Annotated in this window: 16 protein-coding genes; 5 read left to right on the forward strand and 11 right to left on the reverse strand. The window is 40.7% G+C overall.

Annotated elements, in window-relative coordinates; translation table 11 throughout:
* The first annotated feature begins 491 nt into the window (after positions 1–491).
* Complete coding sequence (locus tag HWQ44_RS26160; RefSeq protein WP_292724747.1) at positions 492–6,164, forward strand: ATP-binding sensor histidine kinase; 5,673 nt, start codon at positions 492–494, stop codon at positions 6,162–6,164.
* 170 nt (positions 6,165–6,334) lie between these two features.
* Here HWQ44_RS26160 and HWQ44_RS26165 read toward each other — a convergent pair whose 3' ends face one another.
* Both HWQ44_RS26165 and HWQ44_RS26170 read right to left on the reverse strand, forming a co-directional pair.
* Positions 6,335–7,726 carry a cytochrome P450 gene (locus HWQ44_RS26165; RefSeq protein WP_292724749.1) on the reverse strand — a complete coding sequence of 464 codons (1,392 nt, stop codon included), beginning with the start codon at positions 7,724–7,726 and terminating at the stop codon, positions 6,335–6,337.
* 166 nt (positions 7,727–7,892) lie between these two features.
* Entirely contained in the window at positions 7,893–8,861 is a 969-nt protein-coding gene (locus HWQ44_RS26170; RefSeq protein ID WP_292724751.1) for a terpene synthase, read from the reverse strand.
* Positions 8,862–9,484: 623 nt separating this feature from the next.
* On the opposite strand from HWQ44_RS26170, the gene HWQ44_RS26175 reads away from it, so the two are divergent.
* From HWQ44_RS26175 to HWQ44_RS26190, 4 genes are all read left to right on the forward strand, one after another.
* Positions 9,485–10,804 (forward strand): response regulator, encoded by a 1,320-nt coding sequence (locus HWQ44_RS26175; RefSeq protein ID WP_292724753.1) that lies wholly within the window; start codon positions 9,485–9,487, stop codon positions 10,802–10,804.
* 42 nt (positions 10,805–10,846) lie between these two features.
* On the forward strand, positions 10,847–11,023 hold the full coding sequence (locus HWQ44_RS26180; protein ID WP_292724755.1) for a hypothetical protein: 177 nt from the start codon (positions 10,847–10,849) through the stop codon (positions 11,021–11,023).
* Positions 11,024–11,247: 224 nt separating this feature from the next.
* Positions 11,248–11,790 (forward strand): methanogen output domain 1-containing protein, encoded by a 543-nt coding sequence (locus HWQ44_RS26185; RefSeq protein ID WP_292724757.1) that lies wholly within the window; start codon positions 11,248–11,250, stop codon positions 11,788–11,790.
* Positions 11,791–11,872: 82 nt separating this feature from the next.
* A complete protein-coding gene (locus tag HWQ44_RS26190; RefSeq protein WP_292724759.1) occupies positions 11,873–13,264 on the forward strand; it encodes an ATP-binding protein in 1,392 nt (463 codons plus the stop codon).
* A 282-nt stretch (positions 13,265–13,546) separates the two neighbouring features.
* Here the strand turns inward: HWQ44_RS26190 and HWQ44_RS26195 are convergent, their stop codons facing one another.
* The 9 genes from HWQ44_RS26195 to prfC all read right to left on the reverse strand — a co-directional run bounded on the left by HWQ44_RS26195 (position 13,547) and on the right by prfC (position 25,520).
* The gene (locus tag HWQ44_RS26195) at positions 13,547–15,151 is read right to left on the reverse strand and encodes an NAD(P)H-quinone oxidoreductase subunit N (RefSeq protein WP_292724761.1); all 1,605 of its coding nucleotides are present in this window, start codon (positions 15,149–15,151) and stop codon (positions 13,547–13,549) included.
* 383 nt (positions 15,152–15,534) lie between these two features.
* Entirely contained in the window at positions 15,535–15,807 is a 273-nt protein-coding gene (locus tag HWQ44_RS26200; protein ID WP_292724763.1) for a hypothetical protein, read from the reverse strand.
* A 78-nt stretch (positions 15,808–15,885) separates the two neighbouring features.
* Positions 15,886–16,944, reverse strand: a complete 1,059-nt coding sequence (locus tag HWQ44_RS26205) for a hypothetical protein (protein WP_292724765.1) — start codon at positions 16,942–16,944, stop codon at positions 15,886–15,888.
* A gap of 90 nt (positions 16,945–17,034) precedes the next feature.
* On the reverse strand, positions 17,035–18,006 hold the full coding sequence (locus HWQ44_RS26210) for a GTP-binding protein (RefSeq protein ID WP_292724766.1): 972 nt from the start codon (positions 18,004–18,006) through the stop codon (positions 17,035–17,037).
* 229 nt (positions 18,007–18,235) lie between these two features.
* Positions 18,236–19,144, reverse strand: coding sequence for an alpha/beta hydrolase (locus HWQ44_RS26215; protein WP_292724768.1), 909 nt, complete (start codon positions 19,142–19,144; stop codon positions 18,236–18,238).
* An 80-nt stretch (positions 19,145–19,224) separates the two neighbouring features.
* Complete coding sequence (locus HWQ44_RS26220) at positions 19,225–19,665, reverse strand: SufE family protein (protein ID WP_292724769.1); 441 nt, start codon at positions 19,663–19,665, stop codon at positions 19,225–19,227.
* Positions 19,666–20,231: 566 nt separating this feature from the next.
* Positions 20,232–20,741, reverse strand: coding sequence for an RNA-binding protein (locus HWQ44_RS26225; protein WP_292724771.1), 510 nt, complete (start codon positions 20,739–20,741; stop codon positions 20,232–20,234).
* Between the two features lie 660 nt (positions 20,742–21,401).
* Positions 21,402–23,666, reverse strand: coding sequence for a M48 family metalloprotease (locus tag HWQ44_RS26230; RefSeq protein WP_292724772.1), 2,265 nt, complete (start codon positions 23,664–23,666; stop codon positions 21,402–21,404).
* Between the two features lie 204 nt (positions 23,667–23,870).
* Positions 23,871–25,520, reverse strand: coding sequence for a peptide chain release factor 3 (gene prfC / locus HWQ44_RS26235; RefSeq protein ID WP_292724774.1), 1,650 nt, complete (start codon positions 25,518–25,520; stop codon positions 23,871–23,873).
* Between the last annotated feature and the right edge of the window lie 117 nt (positions 25,521–25,637).

Consider the following 25,637-nt stretch of genomic DNA (forward strand, 5'->3'; position numbering starts at 1 on the left):
TGCTCAAAAGACTAGCTGCTAGCTAGCTAAAAAAGATATCAAATGGGTTCTATAGTGAAGCAAGCTACGCATAGCGTCTTTGCCGGAGAAGGAGTTGAATTTAGTTGTTAGTCTAGCAAAGCAGCCCAATACTCACTAAAACTGCCGCAGTTTCCTCTTAAGCTAAGGAGAACGGCAGGCTTTTTTGTTATTTGGTCTGCTACATACAAAATCTGTGCTTAAACGTGATAGCTAGTCCACAAATGGAAAGCAGTAAGAGCAAATATTTACCAGATACATTTGGTAGCAATATCCTTAGAAACCTTACGCCTTTATACCAAAATTAGGCTTTCGAGAATTACATAGTTCAAGTTAAGATATTTAATAAAAAGTTATATTAAAAATTATATTCTATAATACAAATTAAACAAAAAAAGCCTATTTTATGATACGGATAGTCTTTGCACGGGAATACTAAGCCATAGAAACAAGAATGATGAGCATAGTCCACAATGTTAGCACTATTAGATACATTATATGCGTTTCCTGGCTATCGGATTACTGAGCAAATCTATTCAGGCAGTAAAACCCTAGTTTATCGGGGCATTAGAGAACAAGACCAAAAATCAGTCGTTCTCAAATTGATGCGGAATGAATATCCTACCTTCGCGGAAATCGCCCAGTTCCGAAATCAATATATCATCAGCAAAAACCTTAATCTTCCTGGCATAGTCAAAACCTATAGCTTAGAAAACTACCGTAACAGCTATGTCTTAGTTATGGAAGATTTTGGTGGCATTTCCCTCCAAGACTGGCGACTGGAGAACAAGGGGAAGAGGGAAAACTGGCTTTCCCTGAATGAGTTTTTCCCCATTGCGATTAAAATTGCTTCTACCCTTGAAGGACTGCATCGCGATCGCATCATTCACAAAGACATCAAGCCTGCCAACATCCTCATAAACCCTACCACAGATGAAATAAAACTCATCGACTTTAGTATTGCTACTCTCCTGCCAAGAGAAATTCAATTTCTCACCAATCCCAACATCTTAGAAGGCACTCTGGCTTACATTTCCCCAGAACAAACCGGCAGAATGAACCGAGGTATCGACTACCGCACTGATTTTTATTCTCTCGGTGTCACCTTCTTTCAACTCCTCACCGGACAGTTACCCTTCACCACTAAAGATCCGATGGAGTTAGTTTACTCTCACATTGCCAAACAACCGCTAAGAGCAAGTCGAATTAACTCCCATATTCCGCTAATTTTGTCTGACATTATCAGCAAGCTGATGGCAAAAAATGCCGAAGACCGCTATCAGAGTGCTTTGGGATTAAAGTATGACTTGGAGGTGTGCCAAGGTCAGTGGCAAGAAAAAGGAAATATTGTACTCTTTGAACTAGGCGTGAGGGACATCTCAGACCGTTTCGTAATCCCTGAAAAACTCTATGGTCGCCAAAGTGAAGTTGAAATCCTACTCGCTGCTTTTGGGCGCGTGGCAGACGGGGCAACAGAAATGATATTGGTTGCAGGTTTCTCTGGCATTGGCAAAACTGCTGTGGTCAACGAAGTCCACAAACCTATTGTGCGGCAGCGTAGTTACTTCATCAAAGGAAAATTTGACCAGTTTAAACGTGACATTCCCTTGTCAGGATTAGTGCAAGCTTTTCGGGACTTAATCGGACAACTGCTCTCGGAAACTGATACCCAAATTCAACAGTGGAAAGTCAAAATTCTGCGGGAATTGGGTACACAAACTCAGGTGATTATTGATGTTATTCCTGAACTCGAACAGATTGTTGGCAAGCAACCTCCGGTTACAGAACTCTCTGGCAGTGCTGCCCAAAATCGGTTTAATTTACTGTTTCAAAAATTTATCCAAATCTTTACCACGAAAGAACATCCCTTGGTTATATTTCTCGATGACTTGCAATGGGCAGATCTGGCATCTTTGAAATTAATTCAGCTATTAATGTGTGAAAGCACATTGTCTTCTGTTTCAGAAGAGACAGAACAGATGTATGAAATTCAGGGGAGTTTATTGTTAATTGGTTCCTATCGAGATAACGAAGTTTCCAAGGCACATCCGCTTTATTTTACACTCCAGGAGATTGAGCAAGCAGGAGCAATTATTAATACAATCGCTTTAGCACCCTTAAATCAAGGTGATTTGAATCATCTCATTGCTGATACTCTTCATTGCCCTGAAGTAGTTGCAGTTTCTCTCACGCAGATGGTGTTTGCTAAAACCAAAGGCAACCCCTTCTTTTCCGTTCAATTTCTTAAATCTTTATATGATGACGGGCTAATTGTATTAAATTTTGATGTTGGTTATTGGCAGTATGATATTTCAAAAATCAAAGAATTAGTTCTTACAGATGATGTAGTAGAGTTTATCGGACTGCAAATAGAAAAGTTACCAATATATACCCAAAAAGTTCTCAAACTGGCTGCCTGTATTGGTAATCAGTTTGACTTAAAAACTCTAGCGATCGTCAATGAAAAATCTGTAGTAGATACAGCATCAGACTTGTGGCAAGCATTACTTGATGGGCTAGTTTTACCACAGACAGAGAACTATAACATCTTTTCAAAAGATAAAACTAATCAAGAATTCATTGTTCATGGAATAGAATCTACACAATTTTCAAATTCTATACAGCTACCTAAATATAAATTCGTACATGACAGAGTGCAGCAAGCCGCTTATTCTTTGATTCCCGAAGAACAAAAAAAGCCAATTCACTTAAAAATTGGGCTACTGTTATTGAACAATATTCCAGTTGCAGAACAGGAAGAAAAGATTTTTGAGCTTGTCAATCAGTTTAATATCGCAGTGGAATTCATCTCCCCTCAAGCTAAACGAGATGAACTGGCTCAGATGAATCTAATTGCTGGACGTAAAGCTTTAGCATCAATAGCTTATCCCGCTGCTGTGAAGTATTTAACTACTGGTATCCAACTGCTGGCAATTGATAGTTGGGAGACGAAACATCATCTTACCTTGGCTTTATATGAGACTGGGACAGAAGCAGCATACCTAGCTGGCAACTTTGAACAGATGGAGAAATTAGCAGAGGTAGTGTTGCTGCGTAAACCACTGCTAGAAAAAGTAAAAGTTTATGAAGTCAAAATTCAGGCTTATGGGGCGCAGAACCAAGCACTAAACGCTGTAAATACTGCCCTAACCTTTTTGAAACTTTTGGGAGTGGAGTTTCCTGAACATCCAAGTCAGTCTGATATTCAGCTAGCAATGGCAGAATTAACATCAAATCTCAATGGTAGACCTATTGATGACTTAATGAACCTACCAGAGATGACAGAATCCCAGCAGATAGCAGCTATGCGTATCCTATCGGCTGTAACTGCTGTTACCTATTCAGTCACTCCTGAACTGTTTCCGCTGATTGTTATTAAACAAATCAACTTATCACTCAAATATGGTAATGCTTCCTCGTCTGCTTATGCCTATGTTGCTTACGGGGTAATTCTCTGCGGGATAGTGGGAGATATTGAATCTGGCTATCAATTTGGCAAATTAGCTTTGAGCCTTTTAGTTAAATCTAATGTTAAAGAAGTTAAAACTAAGATCATGATGGTATTCTATACATCTATCTGGCATTGGAAGGAGCATAGTAGGGAAATATTAAAACCTTTGCTTGAGGCTTATTCTGTCGGGCTGGAAACTGGAGATTTAGAATATGCAGCCTACTGTCTTAACAATTATTGCTACTCTACATATTTCATCGGTAAAGAATTGACAGAGCTGGAACGGGAGATAGCAACTTACAGCAATGCTATCAGACAAATCAAGCAAGAAACAGTATTTAACTGGAATAGCATATATCAGCAGAGTACTTTAAACTGGCTAGGAAATGTTGTAAATCCCTGTTATTTGATCGGTAAAGCATATAATGAGGAAATAATACAACCGCTTCACCTTCAAACGAAGGATGCTATAGGACTTTTATATTTATATTACAATAAATTGCAATTATGCTACTCATTTCATGAGTTTCCTCAAGCGGTTGAAAATGCTACTTTGGCAGAAAAGTATTTAGATGGTGGTATAGGACAGCTAGTTTTTCCTCTTTTCCATTTTTACGATTCATTGGCTAGACTTGCGGTGTATTCTGAGGCATCTGCTTCTGAGCAAAAGCTTATTCTTGATAAAGTACAAGCCAATCAAGATAAGATGCAAAAATGGGCGCATCATGCCCCGATGAATTATTTACACAAATATTATCTTGTAGAAGCTGAACGGCATCGAATTGGAGATCAATATATTGAAGCAATGGAATCGTATGAACGTGCTATCTCCCTCGCGAAAAAACATGAGTATATCAACGAAGAAGCTCTGGCTAATGAACTTGCGGCTAAATTTTATCTAGAGTGGGACAAAGATAAGATTGCCCAAACTTACCTAACTGATGCCTACTATAGCTACGTTTGCTGGGGAGCGTTAGCCAAGGTTGACGATTTGGCAAAACGCTATCCCCAATTACTGGCTTCCATATTTAAGCAAGAAAAACTGAGTATCCATTCCAGCGAGGAAAGCACTTCTTTCAATAACACATCTATATCATCTTTATCTACCCTGAGTAATCAACAAACTGTTATTGGCTCGAAGACAAGTATTTCTGACTCTCTGGATTTAGCCGCATTCATCAAAGCATCTCAAGCACTCTCTGGGGAAATAGAGCTTGAGCGACTACTTTCTACTTTGATGGAAGTTGTTATGGAAAATGCAGGAGCCTCTAAATGCGCTTTAATTTTGAGCGAAGGTGATAACTTAGCATTAACTGTCACAGCGGTTTGTTCAAGTTCAAATTTTGAGCATACCTACACTGAGTTTCCATCAACTTGCCTTGAGTCAAGCTACGATGTTCCCATTACTTTGATTAACTATGTTAAACGCTCCAAAGAAATCTTGGTTATTGATGATGCAACTGCTGTTTCTTTTATAGCAGGTGATAGCTACATTATTAGTGAAGAACCTAAGAGTTTATTGTCTATACCTCTTCTAAATCAAGGTAAATTGATTGGGATTCTTTACCTAGAAAATCATCTGACGACAGGAGCATTTACACGCGATCGCGTGGAAGTCCTCAAACTCCTCACTACTCAAGCAGCAATATCCCTAGAGAATGCTATCCTCTACAAAAATTTGGCAGAAGCTAAAGAAAGCTTGGAAGAATACAACCATACGCTAGAGGAAAAAGTCCAGGAAAGGACGCAGGAAATCAACGACAAAAATCACTCTTTACAAGAAGCTCTACAAGAATTGCAACGTACCCAAATCCAATTGATTCAAAGTGAAAAGATGTCTTCTTTGGGACAAATGGTGGCGGGAATTGCTCATGAAATAAATAACCCTATTAACTTTATTCATGGCAATATTAATCATGCTAGTGAGTATGTCCAAGACTTGCTGGATTTGCTAGTTCTTTACCAGCAAGAATATTCCCGTCCTTCGCCTTTAGTTGAGGAGAAAGCTGAGGAGATTGATATAAATTTCCTAGCAGAAGACTTGCCAAAGATTCTAGATTCAATGAAAGTGGGGAGTTCACGGATTCGGAATATTGTTTTAGGCTTACGCAACTTTTCTCGCCTAGATGAATCTGAGATGAAGCCTGTAGATATTCATGAGGGAATAGACAACACCTTAATGATTTTGCAGCATCGACTTAAAGAAAAGAGCAATTTTGCAGAAATTGAAGTTATTAAAAAATACGGTAAATTACCGGAAGTTAATTGTTACCCTGGTCAACTAAATCAGGTTTTTATGAATATCCTGAGTAATGCGATTGATGCTTTAGAAGAATCATTCGTCATTGATCATCCATCATTGATAAATGACAAAGAACAAATAAGAAATGACATAGACGCGTCATTAGCATCTCGTAAGGTAGGACAAATTCACATCTTTACTAAACTAACAGATTCTAATACGGCGATAATTCGGATTGCCGATAATGGTTCTGGTATGACAAAAGCAGTGCAGCAGAAAATCTTTGACCCATTTTTTACCACCAAGTCGGTAGGAAGTGGCACGGGGTTGGGGTTGTCGATTAGCTATCAGATTGTTGTGGACAAACACAAGGGTAGTTTAACCTGTGATTCCTCATTAGGAAGAGGGACTGAGTTCGTGATTGAGATCCCAATGCAACAGTCAGATATTTAGACTAGTAATGCTTCTTTGAAAATACAAAGTTGGGTTAAGTAAAGCGAAACCTAACATTTGGAAGTTTGTCAAATTTTGCTCCGCTCTACCCAAGCTACAATTCTAAAAACCCAGTTTTTGTGACAAACTAGGTAATTTCTAAGACTTATCAAAATAACTCTGGCAAGCTACTAGGGTATGGGTGTAGTTGTCATATTAACTAAAGACTCTTGACGCGCACGTCGGCCTGTAATTACCATCTTGACTCCACTGGAAGGCGCAAGGGTAAACCCTCGACGCTGAGGGCGCTCTGGACGCTGATCAACTAGCGCCAAGTGATAGCGTGACAAAACGGTTGCCAATACTAGCTTCATTTCAAATAGAGCCAAAGCCTCGCCAATACAACGACGGGCACCACCGCCAAAAGGCAGGAATTCATAGGGAGAAAATTGACGTTCAACAAAGCGCTCTGGTTGAAACTCCTTTGGCTGGGGATATAAATCCTCTCGCTGATGAGTAAGATAAATACTGGGAAGCAGCACAGTTCCAGGCTCTAAAGGATGTCCCAATAATTCAACGGGTTCTCGCACTACTCTGGGAAACGAAAACATTGTAACGGGGTAAATTCGCAAGGTTTCATTACAGACAGCTGTGAGATATGGCAGTCGGTAAATGCTCATAGGGTCTGGAGAATCACCGAGAGTGTCCAGTTCTTGGAGCAGTTTTTCATAGACTAAAGGCTTTTGGTGAATCCAGTACAATCCCCAAGCCATTGCCGATGCTGTAGTTTCATAACCGGCAAGTATTAAGGTTATTAACTGATCGCGCAACTCCTGAACCGTCATCGGTTGGCCCGCTTCATCCCGACATGATATCAGCAAAGAGAGAATATCGATGCGTTCTGGATCGGGTTGTTGCTGACACTCGGCAATTTCACTGTAGAGAAATTGATTAATTTGCTCTCGATTGCGTAGGAACTTTCCCCAAGGACTCCAAGCTCCTAAATCCTGTTGTAAAAATGAGAAAAAGAATAAGCTAGAAGTGAAAGGTGACTGGAAAAGCTCTAACAGCAACGGCAATAGTTGCCTAAGTTTTTGAATTTTTTCTCCCTCATACAAGCCAAAGATAGCCTGTAAAATGACTTGCTGGGATATATCCTGTGTTAGATTACGTGCTAAAAAGGGCTTATTTAGTGGTAAATGACTAAAGATTTTTTCAGACACATTACAGATTAACTGACCATAGGCTTGCATCCGCTCTCCATGAAAAGAGGGTGTCACCAGTTGTCGTTGGCGTTTGTGGCGATCGCCTTCCAGCATTACCACTGAATAATTTCCCAAAAGCGGCTGCAAAATCCCGTTGAGTTCCCCAACAGCAGCAAACTTCTTTCTATCATTAGTTAAAATTTCCTGGATTGCCTTGGGATGGTTCACAAAAACTACTGTGTCACCAAAACCGATTATTTTACCAGTAAAAATATCGGGATACTGTTGAGCTGCATTTTCCATATAGCTAACAGGGTCAGTAACCCACTGAAGCTTTTGTAGCAAAGAAGGAGTTTTGAGAGGATTAGGTAGTTGCATTTAATGTTTAATTCTGAAAATGTGCTAATTTTGCGCCCTTATTTTTAGAGTAATAAGTGGCCATTGAATTTTGATGTTCAAATGTTCAAATCTCAGAACTACAAGCAGCAAAAAGTATAAGTAAAATGGAACATGTTCCTACTTTGCTTAAAAATTTGCAATTCTTTTAACATTTAATTACCTCTAGCTTTTCAGCAGTCTGATAGCGAGTAGATTGGGCACACCAAGCAAGGTTGGCACTTATCCAGCTATGCAATCCTGATATATATTTTGCGAGTTCAGCATCTTCCTCTTCTCCAAAATTTGGAATAGATGCTTCTAATTTCATCATAGTTAGCATATCTTGATCGTGGATTTCAGCAGCACGCTGGATTGCTTGTACTAAAGGCAAGTTCTGTTGATAATACAGTACCAATACTAAATTATGAACGTCGCCATCTTCCATTTCCCTGAGTGCCGAGAAAATATCGTTACCCCAGCAAAGAACCTTAATTGCCATCAGTTTTAGTTCTTTCACGATGTCGTGTTCTCGGACAAAATCAGGAATTATTAAATGGTCGCAAAATTCAATCAACTCGATAACAGGCTCCACCCCTCCGGCTAACATACGTATCGCCATATAAGTGTCAAGATCAGGTATAACTCCCTGTATACGGTTAGTTGCTTCCTCGACACATCCTTGGAAGTAGCCTTTAAAGCAACGAAGGAAGTGAGAAAACCATTTCGTATTTCCTCTTTCGAGTATTCGATATCTTAAGTTACTTAAGGCATGAGCAAGGGGTACATCTTGATTTGTAAGTTCTTCCCCATTTAATATTTCCAAAAATCTATTATGAAAACCCTTTAGTAGTTCAGGTTGTTTTCCTAAATCTGACAAATCGCATTGGTCATCCCAAATAAATAACCAGCTCAATAAGTCATTTGCAATCTTCAGTTCTTCAAGCTGGCAGGAAGGGTAAGTAGCTGCGGCTAGTAAAAAGAATTTTGCCTTGCAGAAACGCTGATAAGACAATTCATTTGCCAGGAGATTGAAGCGTAGTACCCATTCCAAAGCATACTCTTCCAAAACATCAACATACTTATTAATATGGGATGAAAATGGACAATACAAATCACAGGAAAGTAGTTCCTTCATAGAAATATATTAGTTAGAAGTGACGAACATGAACTACAGGCGAACAAAATCAGTAGACCCATAGAGAGCCTATGAGAATTTTTTTAAAAAACATCCTCTAACACCACATGTTATATAGGGTGTAAATCTATATGAATATTTCTAAACTTAACCAGGATTATTCAATGTTTTTCAAAAAAACATAACTGTAATTATACTGTATCTATCTGGAGTTATATTTAATGTAAAAAAAAGTTACATTTAGTAATACTCATGATAAATACTGTTGACTAACTGAAAAAATTAACTTATAGAATCAACAATATTATTCTAGGCTAGGGCTACTTTTATAAAAAGACAAAGGTAATAATGACTAATTTTAGAGCGATCGCCTTCATGAAAGAGGATGTTCAACTCTTGTGAAAGCACAGATTGGTGGTTAATTTCCATGCTGTAGCGATCGCTCCCATGGTCGCATAGGGCAATTTAGTCTGAAAATGTTGGTGTTATGAGAGTTTTTGGGAACTATAGAATTGTCAGACGATAAAGAAAGTCAGTTAGCCCACCAAGAAAATAGAGGTGACTTAGCTGCGATCGCAGAGCAATAGTGAATAAGTAATAAGGAGTAAAACTAATTTAAATATATGAATTACAAGCCAGATATGAAAATGCTTTCTTTACCAGAAGATAGTTTAATTTTAGTGGTAGATGATACTACTACCAATTTAGAAATTGTCTTTAATATATTAACTAATGTAGGCTTTAAGGTTATTACAGAAAATGATGGCGAAAGGGCACTTCAACAGGTTGAGTCTAGAGTACCTGATTTGATTCTATTAGATGTTATGATGCCGGGAATAGATGGATTTGAAACCTGTAAAAGGCTAAAAGAAAATTCAGTAACTTATGATATTCCCGTAATTTTCATGACGGCTAATTCTGATACTGATAGTAAAGTGAAGGGTCTAAATATCGGAGCAGTTGATTACATTACTAAACCTTTTCATGAAGAAGAGTTATTAGCTAGAATTAAAACCCATCTACAATTACGTAATCTCACAAAAACTTTAGAAAAACGAGTTGCAGAAAGGACAGCAGCTTTGTCTAGGGCATTAAAAGACTTACAAGAATCTCAACTCCAGCTTGTACAGACAGAAAAAATGTCTGCCCTTGGTCAATTAGTAGCAGGAGTTGCTCATGAAATTAATAATCCAGTTGGTTTTATTCATGGCAATCTTGGACACGCTTCAGTATATTTTCAAGACATGGTTAACATTATTAACCTCTATCAGCAGCACTATCCTAATCCGGTTCCAGAAATTCAAGAGGAAATTGCAGCGATAGATTTGAAGTATATGCTTTCCGATCTACCTAATTTGATTTCCTCAATGAAAGAGGGAGTTCAGCGCATTCGCAACATTAGTACCAGTTTAAGAACCTTTTCTCGAGCAGATAGCGATCGCAAAGTTTATTGCAACATTCATGATGGCATCGACAGTACAATCATGATTCTCAAACACCGCTTAAAAGCATCCGAAGATCGACCCGATATTCAAGTAATTAGATATTACGATAAATTGCCAGAGTTAGAATGCTTTATCGGCCAACTAAATCAGGTATTTATGAATTTGTTAGCTAATGCTATTGATGCTTTAGAGGAGTCTAATGTAGGACGCACCTATATTGAAATTGAAGCAAATCCCAATCAAGTTTTCATTCAGACCACTCTTACTGAAGATAAAAATCATATCTTAATTCGGATTAAAGATAATGGCGTAGGAATGTCGGCTGATGTTCAGCAAAAAATCTTTGACTATTTATTCACCACCAAGTCTGTGGGTCAAGGTACAGGATTAGGATTATCAATTGCCCGTCAAATTATTGTCGAAAAACATGGAGGTTCTCTGGAAATAAATTCAGTACTAGGACAAGGTTCAGAGTTTATTATTAAGCTTCCCATTTAATAATTATAGTAAGTCGCGTTTTTAAACATAATAGATAAATTTATGTTCAAAGCAGTAGTAGGTCATAGTAACGATCCAGATTCTCTATCAGCAGTTGAAAAAGTTTTTCAGCAATGTGTTAGTTCTCTTACAGAAGATGTACCACAAGCTGGAATTATTTGGCAATTGACTTTGAAAATTCCCTCCTTTTTAAGGAGGATTAGGAGGGTCAAGCCTTAACCAAAGCGGATTGGTTGATAATGGGGACGGAAGCTAGAAGAGACTTTGCAAAATCAGGAATTTTTGTAACGACAAGGTTTTAAATTTGTGATCACCATTACATTACTATTCATTAGAAACAAAAATAAGCATTAAATTCTCTGAAGAAAGAGATTAAGCAGTTACTTTAGATACATTTTGGGGAACTCTAAAACTGTAGTTCCAAGATTGTGTCCTCAAAATTTATGACCAATGCACTTAACCACTCAATAGCTACACTGAATCTTTCTTTAGAACGTGATATATTTTTACGTACATTAATCAGAGAATTATCTGGCACTTTGCAGGACGTAGTTGGCTTAGAAGAAGCTTCTGGATTTATTAGCGTAGTTGGTGAAAGGATGGGGAGGCAGATTAACCAAGATTATAAATCTGCCTTGGAAGTCTCCAACCTTTCTCGTAAGCAAGTCGCTCATGTCTTGATTGATTTAAAAAAACGAATCCAGGGCGATTTTTATGTCATTCAGCAGGATGATGAAAAAATTGTCTTTGGTAACCGTGTCTGCCCATTTGGCGAAAAAGTACTTAATCGCCCTGCCATGTGCATGATGACTTCAAACGTCTTTGGAACAATCGCAGCTAATAATCTGGGATATGCGAAAGTAGAATTGCAACAGACCATCGCACAGGGCGATCCTGGATGTAGAGTTGTTGTTTACTTAAAACTTACAGAAGATGCAGAAGATGCAGAAGGTCGAGAATACTTTAGGGGACTAGAATCTGTCTAAACCCTTCAGCACTAAACCAACTCCAGGATACAAGTTTGAGTGCAGATATGTAAGTAGGTCTAACCCTGAAATTACAAGCCCCATGACTCCTGAACAATTTATTGAATTTGCCAGAGTTTTACCAGAACCTTTACTCCTGGTCAGTGGAGAGGGTCAGTTGTTAGCTACCAATCAACCAGTAGCAGATATATTGGGGTTACGCCGTCAGGAATTGCCAGGGAGAATGCTCTTTGAACTTGTAACTGAGTCTACCAACGATATTGTAAAGTACCTGCAAGCTTGTTCAAGTAGCAGGGCAATGGTTATTGGCTCTTTGACTTTACGAAAGAATGATGGACAAACGTTAATATGTCGTAGTCAAGGAGCCGTTATTCAACCTTGGTCTCCTGAATCTTCAGCTTTAATTCTCTTACGCTTGGAAAATAGAACTTTAGCCACCAATAATTTCGTTCTCTTGAACGAAAAAATCGATGAGTTAGCAAAAGAAGTTCAGAGACGTAAACAGGCGGAGGAAGCGCTCTGGAAAGCTAATCAAGAGCTAGAAATCCGGGTTGAGGAACGTACAACTGCTTTGCAAGAAACACTAAACGAACTACAACTTACCCAGACTCAGCTTATCCAAGCCGAAAAAATGTCTAGTTTAGGTCAGATGGTCGCTGGTATCGCCCATGAAATTAATAACCCAGTAAGTTTTATTCATGGTAACCTTCACCACGCCCATCAATACACTCAAGATTTACTGAGATTGGTGCAAATTTATCAACAAGTTTCTCCAAATCCACCTCCAAAAATCCAAGAGCAAATAGAAGAAATAGACTTAGATTTTCTGATTGAAGATATAACTAAACTTTTCCAGTCCATGAAAGTGGGAACAGAACGCATTCAGGAAATTGTTAAATCACTACGTAACTTTTCCAGGCTGGATGAAGCAGAACTTAAGCAAGTTAATATCCATGAAGGAATTGATAGTACTTTAATGATTTTGGAGCATCGCCTGCAAGCTAAACATGAATACCCAGAAATCAAAGTCATCAAGCAATATAGTCAACTGCCGAATGTAACTTGCTATCCTGGTCAACTCAACCAAGTGTTTATGAATATTCTTGCTAATGCAATCGATGCACTGGAAGCGGCGGCGAACAATGGTCAGTGGCCAGCAGTCAATTCACAAACTACTGACAATCAAAACCTGACAAAGAATAATCCCCAAATTCAAATTAAAACTGAGGTAATTGATGAAAACTGGATAGCAGTTAGTATTGCTGATAATGGTTTGGGGATAAATGAAGAAGTTCGCTCAAAGCTATTTGATCCGTTTTTCACCACTAAAGTTGTGGGCAAAGGTACTGGACTAGGGCTATATATAAGCTATCAGACTATAGTTGAAAAACATAACGGACAACTTAGCTGTTTTTCTGTTCCAGGAAAAGGTGCAGAATTTGTAATTAAGATACCTGTTATTTCAGGTTCATGAAATTTAATTAATGCTTTGATATTTTTGCTAAAAATAAAGATAACGATCATCTATTGTTAATAGTTTTATTTATACCAATAAACTTAGTAATATTTGGTTCACCCCAGAGTATCCCCCAACCCTCCTTTTTTAAGAGGTTGAGGGAGGATTAAGCCTTAATCCAAGTATATTGAAATATAAATTGTAAATTTTATTTTAAGTTAAAAGATATGACAAACGCCTGTTTGCTAATGAGCAGACAGGCGTGTCTTTGAATACAAAGTTTAGTTGTGATTCGAGTTATTAACTCTTAGCAGTAGAATCAACTGAGAGTTGAGACTGACTAACCGAATCTAACTTTGGTAAAAGCAGTAGATTTTGTGCTTTTACACTACTGTTGATTGTTGCTTGCAAAATTGGGGTATTGGAGATGGAATTGTTAGCCAATGTAAACAGTGGATTTGACAAAATCCCTGCTATGGTAGTGGCAATTAATGTTACCACCAACCCGACCTGCAAAGGTCTTAGCCCAGGTAAATCCCAACGCACTTGTGGATAATTCTTCACGGCGTCGGACATTTCATGGGGTTCTTTGACTACCATCATCTTAACTACGCGAATGTAGTAGTAGATGGAGACGACGCTGGTAACTAAGCCCAGCAAGACTAACCAATAAAGTCCTGCTTGCCAACCAGCCCAGAATAAGTAAATCTTGCCGAAAAACCCAGCCAATGGTGGAATACCACCCAAGGAAAGCAGGGAGATACTCAACGCTAGTGTTAGGAGTGGGTCTTTTTGATATAAGCCAGAGTATTCGGCAATCTGGTCGGTTCCTGTCCGTAGTGAGAACAGAATGATACAGGTAAAGCCGCACAGGTTCATGAATAGGTAAACCAGTAGGTAAAATATCATACTGGCATACCCTGCCTGTGTACTAGCAATCAAACCAATCATCACAAACCCAGCTTGGGCAATGGATGAATAAGCTAGCATCCGTTTCATGCTGGTTTGGGCTAGGGCGACTACGTTACCCAAAATCATGCTGAGAACGGCTAGAGCTGTGAAGACAAACCTCCACTCGTCAGCAACAAGAGGGAAGGCTGTTGTCAGCAAGCGGATGGCTAGGGCAAATCCAGCTGCTTTGGAACCGACAGATAAAAAGGCGATGACTGGGGTGGGAGCGCCTTCGTAAACGTCTGGTGTCCACTGGTGGAAGGGTGCAGCGGAGATTTTAAAGCCAATACCGGCAATCGCAAAAACCAGGGCAATCACTAAACCTAAAGATTGACCAACTTTAGCTGTGGCAATACCATTAGCGATCGCACTAAGTTCGGTTTGTCCTCCCGATAGTCCATACAGCAGGGATACACCGTACAAAAATATTGCTGTACTGGAAGCTCCAATTAACAAGTATTTCAGCGCCGCTTCGTTGGAGCGGGGGTCACGCTTGGTATAACCTGTCAACAAGTAAGAGGAGATACTCAGGGTTTCTAGGGAGATGAAAATCATCACCAACTCACTAGCCCCGGATAAAAACATCCCTCCCAATGTAGCACTCAGCAAAATAGCGATGAATTCGGCTAAAGCAGTGCCGCTCTGCTCAACGTAGCGAATTGACATCAGTATAGTAGCGATCGCAGACAAGGCAATAATCCCGCGAAAGACGATACTCAGGTCATCACCGTTAAAGCTACCGGTAAAACCGATGGGATTAGGAGAGTCCCATTGAAAATATAGGGCGACAATCGAAGCAAATAAACCTGCGATCGCTAGATATCCAATCCAGCGTGCGGATGTACGCCCCAAAATCAAATCAACAATCAAAACCCCCAAGAGGGTGAGAATAACAATCCCCTCTGGCAAAATCGTTCCAGCGTTTAGCTGGGATGCAATATTAGCAAAATCCATGAGATGTATAGGTTTTGGCGATTAGACATTAAGGCTAACTCTGTTCACTCTAGCAAGTTTTCTAATCCCCGGACTAGCTCTTTTAACAAGAGCTTAACAGCTTGGATGCAGATGGCGAACGCACCAATTTTAATGGCTTACCAGCAGCTTTCTCAGTATTTAGGGATTCACCTAAATACTTTCATACTTGTTTTTTACAGCCATTTTTAGGTAATTAGACCATGCGGTAGGGGCAATTCATGAATTGTCCCTACTTAATCGAATATCTTGATTACATAAATAATGATGCCGCAGGTGCGATCACTATCTACAAAAAGCTCATTAATAATTAATAAGGGCACAACATTGCTGTGCCCCTACAATATCCATAACTTCTAACTTTATTAAAAATCGACTGATGGCAGCTTGCCTTGTAGCGACTGAAATTTAGACTGAACACAGTTCGCACAATTGCAACCAACTCGATCAATTATCGGATGAGATGTTTGAATAAAGCTTGGTGTTGCCAGATCGGGAATTTGTTGTGTAGATACTACCGTCATAATTTGGGTAGCATATAAAGATTTCAGGCTGGATGCGTTTGCTGGATTGACTATCAGCAGCATGGATACCAGAAATGCGGGACAGGCAAATAAAATCAGTTTGACTATGTTCATAATTCACACAAAGATAGCTTTGCTGATACAGCATAGCTAATAAATTGCCCAGCTTCAATTTTAATTACCAAGTATTGCTTAACTACGCCCGAATCCTTGACCCCGCAAAACCTTTGACCAAATCACTAATTCGCCCTGTTCACCGCCTGCGGCCAATAACTTACCTTCGGGATGCCAAGCTAGGGAAGAAAATCCTGCTGAGACACCTGTGATAATTTGGGATACTTCCTTAGCTTTGTTCCACAAACATAACCAGCCGTCAGCAGCAGCAGAAGCGAGAAGGAAGCTTTTGGGTGCAAAGGCGATCGCATTAATCACGCCCACATGATTTGTTAATACTCGCGCTTCCCAACCTAAAGTATCATCCTCTAACTTCTCCCACACTACAATCCCTTCAACGCTAGAAGATGCCAATATTGGCGCACCTACTTTGGTCATAGCTTCTGACCATGCCAATTGACGAATTTTACCAGGGAAGCCGCGCATCACCCAAGGATCGGGGTTGTTCCATTCCAAAACGGTGACACTGCGATCCATGTTGCCAGAAGCTAGGAATTTGCCATCGGGCGACCAAGCCATAGCTAAACTGACAGTAGTCATATCTAAGCTGTATGGTTCTTCATCCCAGTTTTGACTGTGCCAAATCTTCACTCCTTTGTAACCACTAATGGCTAAATATTGTCCATCAATGCGCCAATCTATACCCAATACTGAAGAGTTGTCGAAATTCAGCGTCACGACAATTTCACAAGTATCTGCATCCCAGACTTGCACGTAACGCCCCAAACTAAAAGCGAGTTGGTTACTGGTGTAATTCCAAGCTAGCTTGTCAACCCATGCAGGGGAATTTTCCAAGGTGGCGATTAATTCAGTGTCGCGCCAAATTTTTACTTGTCCATCTTGTCCACCAACAGCTAAAAATTTGCCGTCGGGCGAAAAGGCGAGACAGTCTACTGATTTACCGTTAGCAGTTTGTAAGGTTGTGAGTTCGCCATCATTCCACAAAATTACTTCACCAGCGGCGGAAATTGCTGCTAAAGTTTTACCTTGTGGCGACCAAGCGATCGCAGTTACGTAATCAGAAAGTGTCCCCGAATAGTGTTGTTCAAATTCCTTAGATTTGGTTGTGGTGTTCATAGTTATTGGGTACTGGGTACTGGGTACTGGGGACTGGGGACTGGGAACTAAGGACTAAATTCTTCCCAATACCCAATACCCAATCCCCTTTTAAGCTAAACAGGCGAGAAAATCTTGCTTGAGTTGGGCTGCATCAAGGTTGCGGCCAATGAAGACTAGTTCGTTTTTGGGGGTTTCGCTGGGTTTCCAAGGGCGATCGGGTTTGCCATCAAAGATCATGTGTACTCCTTGGAATACAAATCGATTATCTTCTCCTGCAATATTTAAAATACCTTTCATCCGAAAAATATCTGGCCCTTGGGTACGCAGTAACTCCGAAAGCCAAGTGTTTAATTTTTCTCCATCGACAGCACCCGCTTCTACTAAAGCCACAGAATAGACAGTTTCATCATGTACATGAGCATCTTCGCCTAAGAAATCTGGATCTATTTCTAATGCGCGTTCTAAATCAAAGGCTTTTACACCCAACAAAGCATCCATTCCTAGTTCAGAATTTTGGGTACGGTAAATTTTTGCGATCGCATTCATCGCCCGAATCCGTTTTTCTAATTCATCCAACTCTTCTGGCGCTACTAAATCTGTTTTATTAAGTAAAATTACATCGGCAAAAGCAATCTGTTCTTGGGCTTCGTCGGCATCCCAGTGCTGCCAAATATGCTTTGCATCTACGACTGTCACCACTGCATCTAGAGACAGTTGGTTTTGCAAATCTTCATCCACAAAAAATGTCTGAATCACTGGTGCAGGATCGGCTAATCCAGTTGTTTCAATTACTAAATGGTCGAATTTATCGCGTCGCTTCATCAAATTGCCAATGATGCGAATTAAATCGCCGCGTACTGTACAACAGATACAGCCATTGTTCATTTCAAATATTTCTTCATCAGCATCGATAATCAATTGATTATCAATACCCACTTCCCCAAATTCATTGACAATCACAGCAACTTTTTTGCCGTGTTCGTAGGTGAGGATGTGATTGAGTAGAGTCGTTTTACCTGCTCCCAAATAGCCAGTCAGAACAGTAACGGGAACTGAATTGTTGATTACGTCAGCCACCATACTCTAAATTCCTCTTGTCTCACCTTGTGGATAATCATTATCGCCCATGATAAATCTTTTTCTATTTTTGTGCGAACTTACTATTATTTTGGGTTTCAGCAAAATCATCACATAATTTAATCAAGAAAGATTTTATTTTTATGTATCTGTAATATGGCTATTCTTATTTGAATGAGTAGGGGCGCACAGCAGTACGCCCCTACGAGGAACTATTTTCATCTCTGGTTAATTATTTGTTAGAGAACAAAAAATCTTCAACTGCTTCTAAAATAACTGCTGGGTATTCTTCATGCAGCCCCAGAGAACCAGGGATGACAACGCTTTTCACTCCTGGTAAAGCTACTAAAGCGTTCATTTCTTCTCGTGATTTGGGAGGGCTAGATTCTCCAATTACTACCATGAGCGGTACGGTTAAAGACTGCACAAGTTCCAAAAAATCAGATTGTTTGTGTACAGCATCAAGATTACCAGTTACAAAGGCAGCAGATGCAAATCGCGCTCCTGGTTGTTGAGTCGTGTGCCACTTTTTCTCAATGAAACTGGGTGTAATTTTAGCCGCGTCAGTAAAGACATGACGGCGGTACATAAAACTTAAGAAAGATTGAGTAGTGTTGAGCTTGTAGATAGCTTGACCAAGTATAGGCGATCGCACCAAGTCTCTCACAATGCCAGCTATCTGTTGACTTGCCCCCATTGTCGGCAAAGGACCACGCCAAGTAGGAGCTAACAATACAATTTTTGAGAAAGCAGCCTGCCTCACAGCTAATTTTAAAACGTAACTAGCAGCATGACCAGCTGCCACTACAGTAACAGGAGTATTAAAAACAGTTTTAACAAAATCTTCCAGAAATTGCTGATATATTTCTGGTCGATAATTCAAACTAGGGCGAGAAGATTCACCAAATCCAGGCCAGTCTAGGGCTACAACTTGAAAATTGGAAGCTAGTAACTTGGCAAGTTCGCCGACTTCCAAACGTGTCGAAACACTGCTGAAAGATGGTAGCAGCAATAGCGGTGAACCATTACCGAGGGTTTCATAAACAACGCGCAATTGCTGATTTTCCCACTTCCAGAGATATTCTTGAACTACTCCACCAAAGCCAATAGCAGCAGAGGTAGATAATACATTGGTTGACATAAGACTAAATTCTGGTAGTTGTACGCTATTTGTCAGTTGTCCTTTGCAAATGACAAATGACAAATGACTAATAACCAAGTTTAGTTAGGTATGTCTAACTTGCATTCCAATGCTTTTTTTTGCATGGTTTTAAAAATATTGTAAAACCCATTAGCACGGGAAGGTGTCAGACTAACGTTTAAACCTGTTTCTTGAATAAAATCTGGAGTAAGTTGGACAATCTCAGTTGGCGTTAGTCCATCCAATCCTTCAACCAAAAGCCCTACTAATCCTTTGGTTAGCTGAGAATCGGAATCGCCCTGAAACACAACTTTACCGTCATCTAAGGCTGCTGTGATAAAAACTTGAGACACGCAGCCAGGAACTTTATTTTCAGGTAATTTATCTGCTTCTGGGAACTCATTGAGCTTCTGAGCATACCAGATTAGCTGTTCGTAGCGTCGCTTCGGTTCGGAAGCGCGTTGAAAGCGCTGGACAATTTTAGCGAGCGCAGGTGGCAAAGAATCTAGAGTTGAAGACATAACAGAAGCTGCAAATGATCGGTATCACCTTGAGTGTAAATTATCTTTCGAGCGATGCCTACGGCGGGCTGCGCCTACGCGCCTCTGGTTCACCTTGTGATATCAGCCAGCCATATAGCCATTATTGACTATAAATTGTCAAATCCAGATAATTACTGCGATCGCATTCACATCGGTCAGGTTTTTTAATCCGTCTAAATCGCAAAAACTTAATTTTTTTATAAACAAGCTCTAACAGTAACTTCCATAGAGTTCCTGTTGTATCAGTATAGACTTACTGCTATTACGTAAGTATGTGATATGTGTGAAATTTATGTGTTGCTTGATTTGACTTTAATCTAAATTTTCTGGAGCTTGGACTGTTTCTACGCTCCTAACTCCTAATTCTAAGTTCCGTCTCAGTGTGACTCCTGGCGATGCAATGCCTAGGTTGGGCTGTACCTACGCACTTACAAAATTAGCTGCAAGTAGTTTTTAACTAAGCAGCTAGATAATAATCAACAATTAAAAATTAAAAATCAAAAAAAAATTCTGATTTTTAATTTTTAATCTCTCTCGCCTTCGGATTAATTCGTAGTTTGTGCAGCTAGCATCTGCTTCAGCTTTTCTAATTCCGAAGCCCAACGAGGATCTGGACGAATAGCGTCCGAATCGGTGGTTGTAGTGCTGCTTTCACGAGAAGCTCCGCCGCCACCGCCGCCACGACGAGGCTTCTTAGAGCTTTTCTCACGACGGCTACCTTCTCTGTTGGGGCTAGGAGTCGGGGTACTACTAGCAGCAAGACTAACTGGTTTAGGAGCTTGCTCGTCGCCCTCTTCACCCTTTGTCCGAGGTAATGCCTTCTCTAGCTTAATGGGAGTGTCTTTAAACATCTGACCATTATATTTTTCAATGATTTCGTCAGCTTGTTCGTCGTTGTTGACTGTAAGAAAACCGAAACCACGGCATTTGCCAGTTTTGCGGTCTTTAATTAATTTAGTAGTTACAGCATCACCTTCTGCTGCAAAAACGGCTTGCAGATCTTGACGATCTATTTCATCTTTAGGCAAATTACCTATATATAGGCGAACGGACATGAACTATACCTCCAGAGTTAAATGAACATGGCAAGGTGCGAAAACAATCACTTGGCTTTGGCTTTTAAAATAGATGCTATTAACCAAGACTGCCATCAACCAATTTTTTTGCTCGAAACTGTCAACCTATACAACAATACAGTTTTTCGTTGGGATCAAGCTTGTTTAATCCAAAGGCTCACACTATGGTGAGCTAATAACACCTTAATTCTAAGAATTGTAAATTTAATAGCCTAGTGCCTGCTAAAGTACACGCTTTCTTCCATGCTCTTTTTCGCAGAATCAAATACCATTCCTTACATTACCACGGTATTTTCTACGTAGCTAGTTTAGCGCATACATTTCCGACGTTAGTATTACTGCATCGTAACATAAAACACATTTTTTTTATCAAGGGAGCATATTTTGAAACAAAAACCAGCCAGTGGCTGGTTAATTTGCTGCTGTGTTGGGAGGATGAAAGGTATGGAGAGGGGGAAAAAGCATCCGAATTGACAACTAAGCGGTAATGCTGAGTTACGTCGGCTGCTCTTGTTTGTGTAAATAAATGTAACACTTGTAAAGAAAACCTGCAACTTTTGTTTACATTCCAATTTGTCCTTTGTCCTTTGCTAATGACCAATAACCAATGACTAATGACCAATAACTAATGACCAAGAATTAACCAGTAAGAAAAACGTATGCGCCCCAAGCCTGTGCTGCAACTGCTAAAAAAGTAGACCAAATGGGATGAGGGCTATGAATGGTTTTACCACTTTGAGTTTCCAGGGTTTGGATATCGATCCAAGGAGTTGCTCCTCGCCGGAACCAACCTGTGACGATAATTTGCCGACCGATTAGATCCTGATGATTGACTGACTGTCCTAGCCAAGAAATGTGGTGTAATTTCACCAAGCCCGCGCTGGATTGGAAGATTAAATCTTGCGCTAGGGAGTTGCTAGTACCTTGACGGCCTAATAGTTTGCCCACAAGACGCACGCTGATGCTGTCAATGGGTAAGGCAGAAGGGTCAGATAACAGGTTGGGTAAGCTGTCGTCAGTTTGCACCGTGGCCGGTTTAATATCGGGGAAGAAAGAATTAATCCGCATCACTGTACCGATGCTAAAGCCAATCAGAAGGCAGCCTGTGATGAAAGACCAATCTTCATATATCCACTTTAGATTTAAAAACTTGAGTGCGAATGCTAGTTGCCAGGTTAGCCAGACTAAAGCTGCAAACAAAACCCCTAGAGGAATTCCCAACCAGGGAGCGATTTGTAATAAGAAAGACTGACGCTTAACCTTTGATGCTTCGCTTGCAAAATGTAATTCGGTGTCTAGATGCCAGTGACGGGCTATTTGGCAGAGCCGTTCGATGCGATCGCCCATTAAAGGATGGCTATTATTAATCGTAAACCATCGGCGATAAGGATTGGCAGTATCCCACTTCAAAAAGGATTCAAAAGATAGATTACTGGCAATAGTGCCCAAAGATAAACTCTGTTGGTGACTAACTGGTGTTAAGAGATTTAAGCTTTCTAGTTGCCAACTGGTGTGTTCTTGTTTTTCGACATCAGCTGCAATGCCAATGGCAATTTTGAGTAAAGCGCGAATTAGGGCATTGGGATTACCAGTAATTTCAGCGGCGACGCGATCGCTATAATAAAGTCGTAACCGCGACAACCACAATGCAGTTCCAGTCAGCAAACACCAAACTCCATAAATTAAACTAGCCAGAATTGTCACTGGCCAGCGCCAAATTTTCGCTGATATTTTGTCTCCCAACTCCGACACTTGCTGATATAGCTGATGAGTTGGTAGTGTCACCAGCAGCAACAAAGACATCACAGCAAAATCCCAGTGAGCAATATGCCCTAGCTGCGTGGCGTAAATAGTGGCGATTTCATCATCTGCTAGTTGCTCTAATAGCCCTTGACTCACAACAATCCTGGCATTACGTGGTAAACTACCATAGGTCAGGATAATTGGTGCAGCCATTGGTAAAATCCGCAGCTTGGGTAATGGCCAGTGCCGCTGTTGGCAACAACGTTGTAGCACCCGAACGGCTTCGCGGCTATGAGTATTCAATACATCTTTGGGAAATTCTCGCTGACCATACAACTTTGCCATTAGCAGATCCAGCAACCAAGGTGATACTCCGATCAAAATCACCAATACTATTAGCAACAACTTAGTAGGGTCGCGGTATAAAAGCTGCAACGGCTCCAGATAAGGTAGTTTGACTAAAGTCTGGTTGATGAATCCCATTGCTAACTTGAGGATTTCTCGCATTACCCAAAACAAGGCGATGAATGTTCCTGCTGACAATAGCCGCAAAGGAATTAATTTCGGTTTACGTAGTGGTTGCCATGCTCTAGCGCGTTGTGCTTGCCGCCAATAAATAACACCAAACAATTTGGCTTGGGTACGAGTAACTGAACCCATGAAGCCACTTAAGGGTGCAGGTGGAGGTGGTGGCGTTGCTACTGTAGCTTTGAGTCTAGTTAGTGGAACCATCGGCGGGATGTCGTCGCTCTTGGTTTCTATTACTTGATCTTTTGGTTTTTCCTCTAATGTAGGAGTTACCGGGGGAGTAACTGCGGGAGAATCTGGAGTTGAATTTTCAAAGGCAACAAATCCAGTTTCGACATTTTTTGATTCTTGATCGGGTTTTTTACGTTTTGTCAGGTGTTCGAGAGCGCGTGTTGCCCACTCTTGAACTTGCGGATTGTTACTCTCAATGAGATTCTGGGAAATAGCGATCGCTTTGGGAACTTCGCCAGTGCGAGCATAAGCCATCACTAAACCAACCTGGGCTTGTAAACTAGCAGTCCCATTATTTTGGCTGCTAGCAATAGGTTCTAGTTGAGCGATCGCTGTTTGGTAATTTCCCTGCTTGAGGGCAACTAAACCAGCCTCCAAAGACGATTTGGCGTGTGAAGGCATACAAATTCTGGCACTCCAATCTCTTCTAAGTGATCCACGTTTGTGCAAAAGCGCGAACCTCCGATGCCGTGGAAGTCAACCGCGCCTGAGTTTTGCTTGTCAAGTGAACGAGCAAGGAAGAATAAAGGCGTCAGTCGTCAGAATTCAGTTGGATCTTTTGTAAGACTAATTCTGAATTCTAGATTCTGAATTCTGTATTCTTCTTCATTCCTCCACTGGTTGTTGACTAGAAAATACTGGAGCGATGCCTACGGCGGGCTTTGCCAACGCGCTTAATTTTAACTCTGGATGGTCACCCAATAACTGTTGGCAATTCCATTCATTGCGGAATAGCAACACTGGGTTTCCCATACTGTCTTTAACTGTAGTGGTATTGAATATCCTTCCCACTTTTTCTAATGCTTCCCAACCACCCTCAACCCAACGGGCGACACTGTAGGGCAATACCTCTAGTAGGGTTTCTACGCCATACTCATTTAGTAAGCGAAATTGTACCACCTCGAATTGCAACTGACCCACCGCCGCCAAAATTGGATCGCGCTTGGCTTCATCAGTTGAATACATAATTTGCACAGCACCTTCTTCTCGCAATTCCGCAACGCCTTTTTGGAATTGTTTAGACTTCGAGGGGTTGGGATTCCTAAGAGATGCAAACAGTTCCGGCGAAAAATACGGAATCCCCTCATATTCGAGCTTTTGTCCTGTGTAAATTGTATCCCCGATCGCAAAAACACCGGGATTATTCAAACCGATCACATCGCCAGGATAAGCCACATCAATCGATTCTCGTTCTTGGGCAAAGAGTTTTTGCGGACGAGACAGACGGATGAGTTTACCCATACGAGCGTGATTCACCATCATATCTTTTTCAAACTTACCAGTGCAGACCCGGATAAATGCGACGCGATCGCGGTGTTTCGGGTCCATGTTCGCTTGCAATTTGAAGACAAACCCCGAAAATTCTGGGTATGTAGGGGCAACTTCGCCAACACTGCTGTAATGAGAACCGGGTTTAAGGGCATAGTCGAGGAAGTATTTGAGGAATAACTCTACCCCAAAGTTAGTCATGGCACTACCAAAGAACACAGGCGTCATTTTGCCTTCGTGTACCAACTGTAAATCTAGCTCTGGCCCAACTCCTTCTAACAGTTCTAAATCATTTTTCAGTTGGTAGTAGAGGTTTTGCTCTAGCTGTTCTTCTATTCTCGGATCACCTAACTCCACTATCGTATCACGGGCTTCTCGGCTCCCGTGGGCGCTGCGTTCAAACAAGTGTATTTGTTGCTTGTGTCGGTCAAAAACACCTTTAAAGCGATCGCCCATACCAATCGGCCAGTTTACCGCATAGGTTTGCAATCCCAGTTCTTGCTCAATTTCATCCAACAGTTCCAGAGGTTCTCTTCCTGGGCGATCGAGCTTGTTGATAAATGTAAAAATTGGGATACCCCGCAACTTACACACTTCAAACAATTTACGGGTTTGGGGTTCCAAACCTTTTGCCGCATCAATCAGCATCACTGCATTATCGGCGGCGGCAAGTGTCCGATAAGTATCTTCACTGAAATCTTGGTGCCCAGGGGTGTCTAATAAATTTATTTGACAGTTGCGGTATTCAAATTGCAACACTGTCGAGGTAATGGAAATACCCCGTTGTTGTTCCATCGCCATCCAGTCAGAGGTAGCCTTACGCTGTGCCCGTCGGGCCTTAACTGCTCCAGCTTCGTGAATTGCACCTCCGTACAGAAGTAGCTTTTCTGTTAGTGTAGTTTTACCCGCATCAGGGTGAGATATAATCGCAAAGTTGCGGCGAAGTTCAACTGCTTGAATAAGTTCAGACTGAAGTTCAGTAGACATAAGTGTATTTGTTTGTCAGCTAGCTTAATTTTTTTTGACTCTGGCAAGTCTTTTAATCTTAAGACAACGATGCTCGTGATAGGGTCGTAATATAACCAACAATATGACTAAATAGGA

It is taken from the genome of Nostoc sp. JL34 (genome assembly GCF_017114945.1).
Lineage (GTDB): Bacteria > Cyanobacteriota > Cyanobacteriia > Cyanobacteriales > Nostocaceae > Nostoc.

Coding starts and splice junctions, on each gene's coding strand:
- HWQ44_RS26160 (WP_292724747.1), top strand. CDS start 492: ATGTTAGCACTATTAGATACATTATATGCGTTTCCTGGCTATCGGATT.
- HWQ44_RS26165 (WP_292724749.1), bottom strand. CDS start 7,726: ATGCAACTACCTAATCCTCTCAAAACTCCTTCTTTGCTACAAAAGCTT.
- HWQ44_RS26170 (WP_292724751.1), bottom strand. CDS start 8,861: ATGAAGGAACTACTTTCCTGTGATTTGTATTGTCCATTTTCATCCCAT.
- HWQ44_RS26175 (WP_292724753.1), top strand. CDS start 9,485: ATGAATTACAAGCCAGATATGAAAATGCTTTCTTTACCAGAAGATAGT.
- HWQ44_RS26180 (WP_292724755.1), top strand. CDS start 10,847: ATGTTCAAAGCAGTAGTAGGTCATAGTAACGATCCAGATTCTCTATCA.
- HWQ44_RS26185 (WP_292724757.1), top strand. CDS start 11,248: ATGACCAATGCACTTAACCACTCAATAGCTACACTGAATCTTTCTTTA.
- HWQ44_RS26190 (WP_292724759.1), top strand. CDS start 11,873: ATGACTCCTGAACAATTTATTGAATTTGCCAGAGTTTTACCAGAACCT.
- HWQ44_RS26195 (WP_292724761.1), bottom strand. CDS start 15,151: ATGGATTTTGCTAATATTGCATCCCAGCTAAACGCTGGAACGATTTTG.
- HWQ44_RS26200 (WP_292724763.1), bottom strand. CDS start 15,807: ATGAACATAGTCAAACTGATTTTATTTGCCTGTCCCGCATTTCTGGTA.
- HWQ44_RS26205 (WP_292724765.1), bottom strand. CDS start 16,944: ATGAACACCACAACCAAATCTAAGGAATTTGAACAACACTATTCGGGG.
- HWQ44_RS26210 (WP_292724766.1), bottom strand. CDS start 18,006: ATGGTGGCTGACGTAATCAACAATTCAGTTCCCGTTACTGTTCTGACT.
- HWQ44_RS26215 (WP_292724768.1), bottom strand. CDS start 19,144: ATGTCAACCAATGTATTATCTACCTCTGCTGCTATTGGCTTTGGTGGA.
- HWQ44_RS26220 (WP_292724769.1), bottom strand. CDS start 19,665: ATGTCTTCAACTCTAGATTCTTTGCCACCTGCGCTCGCTAAAATTGTC.
- HWQ44_RS26225 (WP_292724771.1), bottom strand. CDS start 20,741: ATGTCCGTTCGCCTATATATAGGTAATTTGCCTAAAGATGAAATAGAT.
- HWQ44_RS26230 (WP_292724772.1), bottom strand. CDS start 23,666: ATGCCTTCACACGCCAAATCGTCTTTGGAGGCTGGTTTAGTTGCCCTC.
- prfC (WP_292724774.1), bottom strand. CDS start 25,520: ATGTCTACTGAACTTCAGTCTGAACTTATTCAAGCAGTTGAACTTCGC.